We start from the raw sequence: 12,090 nt of genomic DNA, 5'->3' as shown, positions 1-12,090 counted from the left end.
ACAGACGACGCACAGCACAAGAGGCGGAACGGGAGCCGGGCCACACAGCCGTGGCACCCCGCGCCTCGCGGCTCTAGGGGATCGATGACTGAGTATGGCCGGGGTCCAGGCCCCGAACCGTGGCATCCGGAGGACCCGTTGTACGGGGACGGCGGATGGGGAGGACAGCAGGCCCAGGCGGGCCCGCAGTCCCCCTACGGTGGTGGGCCGCAGCACCATCCGCAGCAGTCGCAGCAACCGCAGTACGGCGAGTGGGGCCCCGGGCAGCCCGGTGGCTACGACGGGCAGTACCCGCAGCAGCACTACGGCAACCAGGGCCACCAGCAGGGCCAGCAGTACTACGACCCCCAGGGTCAGCAGCAGTACGGCCAGCAGGGCCAGCAGGGCCAGCAGGGTCAGCAGTACGGTCAGCAGCAGTACGACCAGCAGTACCCGGCGCACCTCCAGCAACAGGGATACGGCCAGGGCGGCTGGGACGGCGCCGGTGGGCAGCAGCAGCCCGCGTACCCCGCCGACCCGGCCGATCCGTACGGCCGGCAGGCCGGGGGCCACGGCGCGCAGCAGCCCGACCCCTACGGCACCCCCGAGGCCTACCCGCCGCCGGAGCCGCCGAGCCGCCGGCGGGCCGAGCCGGAGCCGCAACCGGACTGGGATCCCGAACCCGAGCAGGACGAACACGCGTTCTTCGCGGACGGCGACGACGAGGACGACGACAGCGACGATCCGCACGAGGGCCGGGGGCGGGGCGACCGCAAGGGCCGCGGCGGCAAGGGCAAGAAGCGCCGCAGCGGCTGTGCCTGCCTGGTCGTCGCCCTGGTGTTCAGCGGAGGTACGGTCGGAGTCCTCTACTACGGCTACCAGTTCTACCAAAGCCATTTCGGCTCCGCCCCGGACTACTCGGGCGACGGAATCAACGAGATGGTGACCGTCGAGATTCCCAAGGGCGCGGGCGGCTACGACATCGGCCGGGCGCTGAAGACGGCGGGCGTGGTCAAGAGCGTCGACGCGTTCGTGGCGGCGCAGAAGCAGAACCCCAATGGCAACTCGATCCAGGACGGAATCTACACGCTGCGCAAGCAGATGTCGGCCGCCAGCGCGGTCGAACTGATGCTCAGTCCGAAGAGCCGCAGCAACCTGGTCCTCGCGGAGGGCCTGCGCAACGTGGCGGTCTACGCGTTGATCGACAAGCGCCTCGAACTGCCGGACGGCACCACGGCCGGCGTCGCGAAGAAGGAGTACAAGAACCTCGGCCTGCCCTCCTGGGCGCTGAACCATCCCAACCTGAAGGACCCGCTGGAAGGGTTCCTCTACCCCTCCAGCTACGCCGTCGCCAAGGGGCAGAAGCCCGAGGCCGTCCTGAAGGAGATGGTGGCGCGGGCCAACGGGAAGTACAACGAGTTGGGTCTGGAGAAGAAGGCCAAGGGCCTGGACCTCGAAGGGCCCTGGCAATTGCTCACCGTGGCGAGCCTGGTCCAGGCCGAGGGCAAGACGCACGACGACTTCCGCAAGATGTCGGAAGTGATCTACAACCGTCTGAAGCCGACCAACACCGAGACCAACCGGTTGCTGCAGTTCGACTCGACCTTCAATTACCTGAAGGGCCAGAGCAACATCCACATCAGCGAAAAAGAGATCAACAGCAACCACGACCCTTACAACACGTACACCCGCACGGGCCTGCCGCCCGGACCGATCGGAAACCCCGGCGACGAGGCGTTGAATGCGGCATTGAATCCGACCCAGGACGGCTGGATCTATTTCGTGGCGACCGACGGTGCACACAAAACCGAGTTCGCCAAGACGTATGCCGAGTTCCTCAAGCTCAAGGACAAGTTCGATGCCACGAAGGGCAACTGACGCCCGTCGGGCGGCTGTTCTCGGTTCGCCGATCGCCCACTCGCTCTCCCCGGTGCTGCACCGGGCGGCGTATGCGGAACTGGGGCTCGCGAACTGGTCCTACGACCGGTTCGAGATCGACGAGGCAGGTCTGCCCGCGTTCTTCGAGGACCTGGGACCCGAGTGGGCCGGGCTGTCGCTGACCATGCCGCTGAAGCGGGCGGTCATCCCGCTGCTCGACGAGATCAGCGACACCGCCGCCTCCGTCGAGGCGGTCAACACGGTCGTGTGCGCCGCGGACGGCCGCCGGGTCGGGGACAACACCGATGTGCCGGGCATGGTCGCCGCCCTGCGCGAGCACGGCATCGAGCAGGTCGACTCGGCGGCGGTCCTCGGCGCCGGTGCCACCGCCTCCTCCGCGCTGGCCGCGCTCGCCCGCGTCTGCACCGGCGAGGTCGTCGCCTACGTCCGCAGCGAGGCCCGCGCGGCCGAGATGCGGCAGTGGGGTGAGCGGCTGGACGTCGAGGTCCGCACGGCGGACTGGGCGGACGCCAGGCAGGCCCTGAAGGCACCCCTGGTGATCGCCACCACCCCGGCCGGCACCACGGACGCGCTCGCCGACGGCGTCCCCGAGCGTCCCGTCACCCTCTTCGACGTCCTCTACGACCCGTGGCCCACGCCCCTCGCGGCCCGCTGGTCCATGGCCGGCGGCGCCGTCGTCAGCGGCCTCGACCTGCTGGTGCACCAGGCGGTCCTCCAGGTCGAACAGATGACGGGCTGCTCGCAGGCACCTCTCGACGCCATGCGCAAGGCGGGCGAACGCGCCCTCGCCGCCCGTTAGGGCCGCGTGCCGCCCTGGTGGACCTGCGCCCCGAGGCCGATCCCGAGGTCGTGCTCCCGGCGATCCCGCCGCACGCCACCGGCTGGTCCACGATCCCCGAGGCCGAGGTCCTCGACACGACCGATCACGGCAGCCACCGTCCCGACCGCGCCTGACCGGGGCGCGGCCCCGGCGCCGAACCCGGGCCCCGGGTGCCCGGTCCGCCGCAAACAAGGTTCCGCCGCAGTCGCCGGGGGCGCCGACCGTGCCCCGGAGACCGGGCCGCGCCCGTCCGTCTGCTGGACCGGCGGCCGGATCCCGGGGCCGGACGTGGGAGGATCGGAGACGGCACCCCGGGGTCGCGCACCCGGCCGTGCCGGCACCACGCGCGAGGACGCGCGTACGCAGGGGCAGTACCAGGGCGCGCGAGCATGAGGAGCACCGTTGAGCAGGTTGCGCTGGCTGACCGCGGGGGAGTCCCACGGCCCCGCACTCGTCGCCACGCTGGAGGGCCTTCCCGCCGGCGTGCCCATCACCACGGAGACGGTGGCGGACCATCTCGCACGGCGGCGCCTGGGCTATGGGCGCGGTGCCCGGATGAAGTTCGAACGGGACGAGGTCACCTTCCTCGGCGGCGTCCGGCACGGCCTCACCCTCGGCTCCCCGGTGGCGATCATGGTGGGCAACACCGAGTGGCCCAAGTGGGAGAAGGTCATGGCCGCCGACCCGGTCGACCCGGCGGAGCTGGCCGAGGTCGCGCGCAACGCGCCGCTGACCCGGCCCCGCCCCGGGCACGCCGATCTGGCGGGCATGCAGAAGTACGGCTTCGACGAGGCCCGGCCGGTGCTGGAGCGGGCCTCCGCCCGCGAGACCGCGGCCCGCGTCGCACTGGGTGCGGTGGCCCGGTCGTACCTGAAGGAGACCGCGGGCATCGAGATCGTCAGCCACGTCGTCGAACTCGCCGCGGCCAAGGCGCCCTACGGCGTGTACCCGACCCCGGCGGACGTGGAGAAGCTGGACGCGGACCCGGTGCGCTGCCTGGACGCGGACGCCTCCAAGGCGATGGTCGCGGAGATCGACCAGGCCCACAAGGACGGCGACACGCTCGGCGGCGTGGTGGAGGTGCTGGCGTACGGCGTGCCGGTGGGCCTGGGCTCCCACGTGCACTGGGACCGGCGGCTCGACGCCCGGCTTGCGGCCGCGCTCATGGGCATCCAGGCGATCAAGGGTGTCGAGGTCGGCGACGGCTTCGACCTGGCGCGGGTGCCCGGCTCCAAGGCCCACGACGAGATCGTCACCACCGACGACGGCATCCGGCGCGCGACGGGCCGCTCCGGCGGCACCGAGGGCGGGCTGACCACCGGCGAACTGCTGCGGGTGCGTGCCGCGATGAAGCCGATCGCGACCGTGCCGCGGGCCCTGCGGACCGTGGACGTCTCCACCGGCGAGGCCGCGCAGGCCCACCACCAGCGCTCCGACGTGTGCGCGGTGCCGGCCGCCGGCATCGTGGCCGAGGCCATGGTGGCCCTCGTCCTCGCCGACGCCGTCGCGGAGAAGTTCGGCGGCGACAGCGTGCCGGAGACCCGCCGCAACGTGCGGTCGTACCTCGAGAACCTGGCGATCCGGTGACCGCGGCGCCGCTTCTCGTCCTGGTCGGCCCGATGGGCGTGGGCAAGTCCACGGTGGGACACCTGCTCGCCGACCGCCTGGGCGTCGCCTACCGGGACACCGACGACGACATCGTGGCCGGGCAGGGCCGCGCCATCTCCGAGATCTTCGTGGACGAGGGCGAGCCCGCCTTCCGCGCGATGGAGAAGGAGGCGGTGCGCCGGGCGCTGGCCGAGCACGACGGCGTACTGGCCCTCGGCGGCGGCGCGGTCCTCGACGAGGACACGCGCGCGCTGCTCGCCGGAGCACGCGTGGTCTACCTGTCGATGGACGTCGAGGAGGCCGTCCGGCGCACCGGGCTCAACGTGGCCCGCCCGCTGCTCGCCGTCAACCCGCGCAAGCAGTGGCGCGAGTTGATGGAGGCCCGGCGGCACCTGTACGAGGAGGTCGCCACCGCGGTCGTGCCGACCGACGGGCGCACCCCGGAAGAGGTCACCCAAGCCGCCCTGGACGCACTGGAGTTGAAGGAAGCATGAGCGAGCCGGTCACGCGGATCCACATCGCCGGCACGGCCGGCACCGAGGCGTACGACGTCCTGGTCGGCCGTCGGCTCCTGGGTGAACTCACCAGTTTGGTCGGCGCGAAGGCCAAGCGGGTCGCCGTGATCCACCCCGAGGCCCTTGCCGAGACCGGGGACGCGCTCCGCGCCGACCTGGCCGAGCAGGGCTACGAGGCCGTCGCCATCCAGGTGCCGAACGCGGAGGAGGCCAAGACCGCGGAGGTCGCCGCCTACTGCTGGAAGGCGCTCGGCCAGTGCGGGTTCACCCGCACCGACGTCATCGTGGGCGTGGGCGGCGGCGCCACCACCGACCTGGCCGGATTCGTGGCCGCCACCTGGCTGCGCGGGGTGCGCTGGATCGCCGTCCCGACCACCGTGCTGGCCATGGTGGACGCGGCCGTCGGTGGCAAGACCGGCATCAACACCGCCGAGGGCAAGAACCTCGTGGGCGCCTTCCACCCGCCCGCCGGTGTGCTGTGCGACCTCGCTGCCCTGGACTCCCTCCCGGTCCACGACTACGTGTCCGGACTGGCCGAGGTCATCAAGGCGGGCTTCATCGCCGACCCGGTGATCCTCGACCTCATCGAGTCGGACCCGGAGGCCGCCCGCACCCCGGCCGGCCCGCACACCGCCGAACTCGTCGAACGGTCCATCAGGGTCAAGGCGGAGGTCGTCTCCGCCGACCTCAAGGAGTCGGGCCTGCGCGAGATCCTCAACTACGGCCACACGCTGGGCCACGCGATCGAGAAGAACGAGCGGTACAAGTGGCGGCACGGCGCGGCGGTCGCCGTCGGCATGCACTTCGCCGCCGAACTCGGCCGGCTGGCGGGCCGGTTGGACGACGCCACGGCCGACCGCCACCGCACGATCCTCGAATCGGTGGGCCTGCCGCTGCACTACCGCTACGACCAGTGGCCCAAGCTGCTGGAGACGATGAAGGTCGACAAGAAGTCCCGTGGCGACCTGCTGCGCTTCATCGTCCTGGACGGGCTCGCCAAGCCCACCGTCCTGGAAGGCCCCGACCCGGCCGTGCTGCTCGGCGCGTACGGCGAGGTCGGTGAGTAAGTCCCACCACGCGGCATCCGACCCGTTCTGCCTGCCGGGACGGGCACTTCGGACCGTCCCGGGCCGTTCACCACAGGGCGGCCGGGGACGGTACCGTTCGGTAGGCGGCGGGGCTCGGACCCGCTGCCGGCGCCCATCGCCCCGTACGAGACGGAGTCGCACCGGATGCAGCACGCAGTGGGTTCACCGCTGCCGCCGCCCCACCAGCCGGGGCACGGACCGGCCGCCGGCTGGTCGTCGGCCGCACATCAGCCGGGGCCGCGGCACCCGGGCGCACCCCAGGGCTCCGCGCCCGTGCCCCCGCCGCCTCCGGCGTCGGGCTACCCCGGCGCCCCGGCCCCGCAACTGCCGGGCGGCCAACCACCCGTCCCACCCCCGTCGGCTCCGCGCCCCCAGGGCCCACATCCGTCGGCTCCCCAGCCACAGCGCCCGCATCCTCAGGGTCCGCCTCCGTCGGCTCCGCACCCTCAGAGTCCGCCTCCGTCGGCACCGCGCCACCAGGGCCCGCCTCCGTCGGCTCCGCAGCCGCAGAATCCGCGTCCTCAGGGCCCGCCCCCGGCGGCACCGCACCCCCGGAGTCCGCAGAGCCCGCACTCCCAGGGACCCCATCAGCCGGCCCCCGCGGTCCCGCCGACCGCCGCGCCGGCCGCGCCGGACGCCACCGGTCACGTGCGGCTGCCGCCGGGCGGCCCGGTCGGCATGCCCAGCGTGCCGCCGGCCCAGACCGCGCCCGACCCGACCACCACCACGCTGGCGGTGCTGCTGATCGGACCGGCGGGCGCGGGCAAGACGAGCGTCGCCAAGTACTGGGCCGACCACCGCCGCGTGCCCACCGCGCACATCAGCCTCGACGACGTCCGCGAGTGGGTGCGCTCCGGCTTCGCCGACCCGCAGTCGGGATGGAACGACCACTCCGAGGCGCAGTACCGGCTCGCCCGCCGCACCTGCGGCTTCGCCGCCCGCAACTTCCTCGCCAACGGCATCTCGTGCATCCTCGACGACGCCGTCTTCCCCGACCGCCCGGTGGTCGGGCTCGGTGGCTGGAAGCGTCATGTCGGCCCCGGCCTGCTCCCGGTCGTGCTGCTGCCCGGACTGGACATCGTCCTGGAGCGCAACGCCGAGCGCAGCGGCAACCGCCGGCTGACCGACGAGGAGGTCGCCCGTATCCACGGCCGCATGGCCGGCTGGTACGGCTCCGGCCTCCCCATCATCGACAACTCCCAACTCGACGTCCCGGCCACGGCCCGCGTCCTGGACGAGGTCCTGTCCCGAGCCATCGCCAGCCCCCCGAACTGGTAGCACGCGCCGCGAAGCCCGGCATCCGGCAGACCCACTCGGACCTCTCGAACGGCGATATTGAGCCATGACTCTTACGCTCGGTTCATGTCAGAGGTGTACGCGGCCCGCCGGACCCGGCTGAGGGAGCGCTGCAACGCGGGCGGCAGCGCGGCGGCCCTGGTGACTCGTCCCGCCAATGTGCGGTACCTGGCGGGAGCAGCCCCGCAGGGTGCCGTCCTGCTTCTCGGCAGGCGCGAGGACCTGCTGGTGTGCCAGAGCCCGCCGGACGACCGGCCCGGCGAGGTCCGGCCCGACGAGGCGCTGCCGGTGCAGGTCCTGCCCCAACCCTCCGGCGGCGACCCGGCCGTCGCCGCCGCCGACCACGCCCGGACCCAGGGCGCCGACTCGCTCGCCGTGGAGGAGCACCACCTCACGGTGGCCCGCTACCACGCCCTCGGCTCGGTGGCGCCCGGGCTGCGCCTGGCCGATCTGGGCTGTGCGGTCGAGCAGCTCAGGGTCGTCAAGGACGAGGAGGAGATCTCCTGTCTGAGGATCGGCGCCGAGATCGCCGACCAGGCCCTCGGCGAACTGCTGGAGTCCATCCTGGTCGGCCGCACCGAGCGCCATCTCGCCCTGGAGCTGGAGCGGCGGCTCGTCGACCACGGCGCCGACGGGCCCGCCTTCCCGACCTCCGTGGCCACCGGCCCGAACTCCGGCCGCCGCGGCCACCGGCCCACCGACCGGCGGGTCGAGGAGGGCGACTTCCTCACGGTGTGCCTGGGCGCCGCCTACCGCGGCTACCGCTGCGAGATCGGCCGCACCTTCGTGATCGGCACGTCTCCCGCGGACTGGCAGATCCAGCTCTACGACCTGGTCTTCGCCGCCCAGCGGGCCGGACGGGAGGCCCTGGCCCCCGGCGCCGCCTACCGCGATGTGGACCGCGCCGCACGCCAGGTACTGGATTCGGCCGGGTTCGCCGAGAGCCTGCAACCCCTCACCGGGCACGGGGTCGGACTAGAAATCGACGAGGACCCGCAGCTGGCCCCTTCAGCCATGGGTAAACTGGACGCTTGCGTGCCGGTCACCGTCGAACCGGGGGTCCACCTCCCGGGCCGGGGCGGTGTCCGGATCGATGACACGCTCGTCGTACGCCCCGAGGCGGACGGCGGACCCGAGCTACTCACCATCACGACCAAGGAGCTCCTCGCGCTCTAGCCTCGCGCTGCGCGCCTGCCCCGGGGTCGTACGTCAGTCCAGGAGATTCCGCAACCGTGGCTTCCACGAACGACCTCAAGAACGGCATGGTGCTCAAGCTCGAAGGCGGCCAGCTCTGGTCCGTCGTCGAGTTCCAGCACGTCAAGCCCGGCAAGGGCCCGGCCTTCGTGCGCACCAAGCTCAAGAACGTGCTCTCCGGGAAGACCGTCGACAAGACGTTCAACGCCGGCGTCAAGGTCGAAACGGCCACCGTCGACAAGCGTGACATGCAGTTCTCCTACATGGACGGCGACTACTTCGTCTTCATGGACATGGAGACCTACGACCAGCTGCACGTCGACCGCAAGGCCGTCGGCGACACCGCCCACTTCCTGGTCGAGGGCTTCGAGGCCACCGTCGCCCAGCACGAGGGCGAGGTGCTCTTCGTCGAGCTGCCCGCCGCCGTCGAGCTGACCATCGCCGAGACCGAGCCGGGTGTCCAGGGCGACCGCTCCACCGGTGGCACCAAGCCCGCCACCCTGGAGACCGGCCACCAGATCCAGGTCCCGCTCTTCATCACCACCGGTGAGAAGATCAAGGTCGACACCCGCACCAGCGACTACCTCGGCCGGGTGAACAGCTAACCGTGGCTGCCCGCAACACGGCCCGCAAGCGTGCCTTCCAGATCCTCTTCGAGGGCGACCAGCGCGGCGCCGACGTCCTGACGGTCCTCGCCGACTGGATCCGGCTGTCCCGGACCGACACCCGGCAGCCACCGGTGAGCGAGTACACGATGCAGCTCGTCGAGGGCTACGCGGAGCACGCGACCCGGATCGACGAGCTGATCGCGCAGTACGCGGTCGGCTGGACGCTGGACCGCATGCCGGTCGTCGACCGCAACATCCTGCGGCTCGGCGCGTACGAGCTGGTCTGGGTCGACGAGACCCCGGACGCCGTCGTGCTGGACGAGATGGTGCAGCTGGCGAAGGAGTTCTCCACGGACGAGTCGCCTTCGTTCGTCAACGGCCTGCTGTGCCGTCTGAAGGAGCTCAAGCCCTCGCTCCGCCGCGACCAGGCGTGAGAAGGAGCCGGCCCGCCCGGGCCGGCGCCGGACGGACTCGCAGGGGCCCGCAGCACGACTGCTGCGGGCCCCTCGGCGTCCGTGCGAGGCCCCGGGCCCCGTCCGACCGGGTCCGCCCCACCAGGGCCGTGTCCGTCCGTTCAGGGCCTGCGGAAAAGCCGCCGGGGTGGCCGGAACCTTCTGGTTCCGGCCACCCCGGCGGCACGTTTCTGCTGGGTCTGCGGAGCGGTCAGCCCTCCTCGTGGGACGCCACCGCGCGGCGCGCGTCCGCGTCCAGCACGCCCCAGCTGATCAGCTGCTCGGTGAGGACCGAGGGCGACTGGTCGTAGATGACGGCGAGTGTGCGCAGGTCGTCCTGGCGGATGGAGAGCACCTTGCCGTTGTAGTCACCGCGCTGCGACTGGATCGTGGCGGCGTACCGCTGCAGCGGGCCCGCCTTCTCGGCCGGCACCGTGGCCAGCCGCTCCAGGTCGAGGACCAGCTTCGGCGGGGGCTCGGCGGCGCCGCCCGGGGTGGTGCCCGGCAGCAGCTCCTGCACCGGAACCCCGTAGAAGTCCGCCAGCTCGGCGAGGCGCTGCACGGTCACGGCGCGGTCGCCGCGCTCGTACGAACCGACTACGACCGCCTTCCAGCGTCCCTGGCTCTTCTCCTCGACACCGTGGAGGGAAAGGCCCTGCTGTGTGCGGATCGCCCGGAGCTTGGCCCCGAGCTGTTTGGCGTATTCGCTGGACATATGGCTCCCCGGACACTGTGTCGACGCGACTTGCTTCTTTGCCACGCCGCGCGGCTGGTAACTCACTGTGAGGTTACGCAGCGTTACTCTGCCGCGTCAAGCCGAATGGTCCGCAGCGCCGCTTCCGTGGTAGCCGCGGCGGGTTGCGCCAAGGGGGTGATCGGGGGGCCTCCGGCACCTGGTAGCGTGTATGGCGCAATTCCGACGTCCTTTAAGGTCCGTCCCGTGAGGCGGAGAAGGAGGTCCGTTTCGTATGGACACGCACGCGAACACGCAAGCCTCAGATGCCCGGCCCGTTCTCGAGGGACCCGACATCGCGCGGGTGCTGACCCGCATCGCCCACGAGATCGTCGAGCGCGCCAAGGGCGCCGACGACGTGGTGCTCCTCGGCATTCCGACCCGGGGCGTCTTCCTCGCCCAGCGGCTCGCCGCCAAACTCGAGCAGATCACCGAGCGCAAGCTCCCCTGCGGCTCGCTCGACATCACCATGTACCGCGACGACCTGCGCATGCAGCCCCCGCGTGCGCTGGCCCGCACCGAGATCCCCGGTGACGGCGTCGACGGCCGCCTGGTCGTCCTCGTCGACGACGTGCTCTTCTCGGGCCGCACCATCCGCGCCGCCCTCGACGCCCTGAACGACATCGGGCGCCCGCGCGCGGTGCAGCTCGCCGTCCTCGTCGACCGCGGCCACCGCGAACTGCCGATCCGCGCCGACTACGTCGGCAAGAACCTCCCCACGTCGCTGCGGGAGACGGTCAAGGTCCTGCTCGCCGAGGAGGACGGTCGCGACACCGTGCTGCTCGGCGCCAAGCCGGCCGCCCAGGGCGAACAGCCGTAACACGCGCGCGTACGCACCGCCGTACGCCCCGCGCGTGTGCCCTGGCACGCGCCCGTCTGCCCCAATTCTCCCGAATGAACCGCCTTACGGAGCCTGACAGATGCAGCGTCATCTCATCTCGGCCGCCGACCTCACCCGCGACGACGCCGTCCTGATCCTCGACACCGCCGAGGAGATGGCCCGGGTCGCCGACCGGCCGATCAAGAAACTGCCGACCCTGCGCGGCCGCACCGTCGTCAACCTCTTCTTCGAGGACTCCACCCGCACGCGGATCTCCTTCGAGGCCGCGGAGAAGCGGCTGTCCGCGGACGTCATCAACTTCACCGCCAAGGGATCGTCGGTGTCCAAGGGCGAGTCCCTGAAGGACACCGCCCAGACCCTGGAGGCCATGGGCGTCGACGCCGTGGTCATCCGGCACGGCGCCTCGGGGGCCCCGTACCGGCTGGCCAACTCCGGCTGGATCGACGCCGCAGTCATCAACGCGGGCGACGGCACCCACCAGCACCCCACCCAGGCCCTGCTCGACGCCTTCACCCTGCGCCGCCGGCTGGTCGGCAGGGACGCGGGCCTCGGCCACGACCTGTCCGGCCGGCACGTCACCCTCGTCGGCGACGTGCTGCACAGCCGGGTGGCCCGGTCCAACGTCGACCTGCTGCACACCCTCGGCGCCGACGTCACCCTGGTCGCCCCGCCGACCCTGCTGCCCATCGGTGTCGAGACCTGGCCCTGCGAGGTCTCCTACGACCTCGACGCCACGCTGCCCAAGTCCGACGCGGTGATGATGCTCCGCGTGCAGCGCGAGCGGATGAACGCCGCCTTCTTCCCGACCGAGCGCGAGTACTCGCGGCGCTACGGTCTTGACGGCGACCGCATGGCGAAGATGCCCGAGCACGCCATCGTGATGCACCCCGGCCCGATGGTCCGCGGCATGGAGATCACCGCCGAGGTCGCCGACTCCGACCGCTGCACCGCCGTCGAGCAGGTCGCCAACGGCGTCTCCATCCGCATGGCCGTGCTGTACCTGCTGCTCGGCGGCATGGAACCCGCCCCCCAAGCCCGCACCACCGAGGAGAAGTAA

13 protein-coding genes are annotated in these 12,090 nt (G+C 71.9%); 12 read left to right on the top strand and 1 reads right to left on the bottom strand.

The features are described from left to right. Positions 1-84 precede the first annotated feature (84 nt). The 10 genes from mltG to nusB all read left to right on the top strand — a co-directional run bounded on the left by mltG (position 85) and on the right by nusB (position 9,441). Positions 85-1,857 carry an endolytic transglycosylase MltG gene (gene mltG / locus ACIHCX_RS20960; protein WP_400031549.1) on the top strand — a complete coding sequence of 591 codons (1,773 nt, stop codon included), beginning with the start codon at positions 85-87 and terminating at the stop codon, positions 1,855-1,857. Then, positions 1,838-2,677 (top strand): shikimate dehydrogenase, encoded by an 840-nt coding sequence (locus tag ACIHCX_RS20955; RefSeq protein ID WP_400031547.1) that lies wholly within the window; start codon positions 1,838-1,840, stop codon positions 2,675-2,677. The genes mltG and ACIHCX_RS20955 overlap by 20 nt, the downstream gene beginning before the upstream one ends. Positions 2,678-2,694: 17 nt before the next feature. Beyond that, a complete protein-coding gene (locus tag ACIHCX_RS20950) occupies positions 2,695-2,832 on the top strand; it encodes a hypothetical protein (protein ID WP_400031545.1) in 138 nt (45 codons plus the stop codon). Positions 2,833-3,100: 268 nt separating this feature from the next. Beyond that, positions 3,101-4,285, top strand: coding sequence for a chorismate synthase (aroC, locus tag ACIHCX_RS20945; RefSeq protein WP_400031543.1), 1,185 nt, complete (start codon positions 3,101-3,103; stop codon positions 4,283-4,285). A 32-nt stretch (positions 4,286-4,317) separates the two neighbouring features. After that, positions 4,318-4,800 carry a shikimate kinase gene (locus ACIHCX_RS20940; protein WP_400032039.1) on the top strand — a complete coding sequence of 161 codons (483 nt, stop codon included), beginning with the start codon at positions 4,318-4,320 and terminating at the stop codon, positions 4,798-4,800. Next, positions 4,797-5,888 (top strand): 3-dehydroquinate synthase, encoded by a 1,092-nt coding sequence (gene aroB, locus ACIHCX_RS20935; protein WP_400031541.1) that lies wholly within the window; start codon positions 4,797-4,799, stop codon positions 5,886-5,888. Before ACIHCX_RS20940 ends, aroB begins: the two co-directional genes overlap by 4 nt. Positions 5,889-6,053: 165 nt before the next feature. After that, entirely contained in the window at positions 6,054-7,187 is a 1,134-nt protein-coding gene (locus ACIHCX_RS20930; protein WP_400031539.1) for a Pro-rich N-terminal domain-containing protein, read from the top strand. 84 nt (positions 7,188-7,271) lie between these two features. After that, positions 7,272-8,381, top strand: a complete 1,110-nt coding sequence (locus ACIHCX_RS20925) for an aminopeptidase P family protein (protein ID WP_400031537.1) — start codon at positions 7,272-7,274, stop codon at positions 8,379-8,381. 56 nt (positions 8,382-8,437) lie between these two features. After that, positions 8,438-9,004 (top strand): elongation factor P, encoded by a 567-nt coding sequence (gene efp, locus ACIHCX_RS20920; protein WP_400031535.1) that lies wholly within the window; start codon positions 8,438-8,440, stop codon positions 9,002-9,004. 2 nt (positions 9,005-9,006) lie between these two features. Further along, entirely contained in the window at positions 9,007-9,441 is a 435-nt protein-coding gene (gene nusB, locus ACIHCX_RS20915) for a transcription antitermination factor NusB (protein WP_400031533.1), read from the top strand. Positions 9,442-9,670: 229 nt separating this feature from the next. On the opposite strand, the gene bldD is transcribed toward nusB, so the two are convergent. Then, positions 9,671-10,174, bottom strand: coding sequence for a transcriptional regulator BldD (gene bldD, locus ACIHCX_RS20910; protein WP_030166512.1), 504 nt, complete (start codon positions 10,172-10,174; stop codon positions 9,671-9,673). A gap of 253 nt (positions 10,175-10,427) precedes the next feature. Between bldD and pyrR the strand changes: the two genes are divergently transcribed. Further along, positions 10,428-11,012: a bifunctional pyr operon transcriptional regulator/uracil phosphoribosyltransferase PyrR gene (pyrR, locus tag ACIHCX_RS20905; protein WP_400031531.1), complete on the top strand. Its 585-nt coding sequence runs from the start codon at positions 10,428-10,430 to the stop codon at positions 11,010-11,012. A gap of 100 nt (positions 11,013-11,112) precedes the next feature. Then, positions 11,113-12,090, top strand: coding sequence for an aspartate carbamoyltransferase catalytic subunit (locus ACIHCX_RS20900; protein ID WP_400031529.1), 978 nt, complete (start codon positions 11,113-11,115; stop codon positions 12,088-12,090).

This window comes from Streptomyces sp. NPDC052043 (assembly GCF_044548235.1).
Taxonomy (GTDB): Bacteria; Actinomycetota; Actinomycetes; order Streptomycetales; family Streptomycetaceae; genus Streptomyces.
This window is presented reverse-complemented; position numbering and strand designations above follow the sequence as displayed.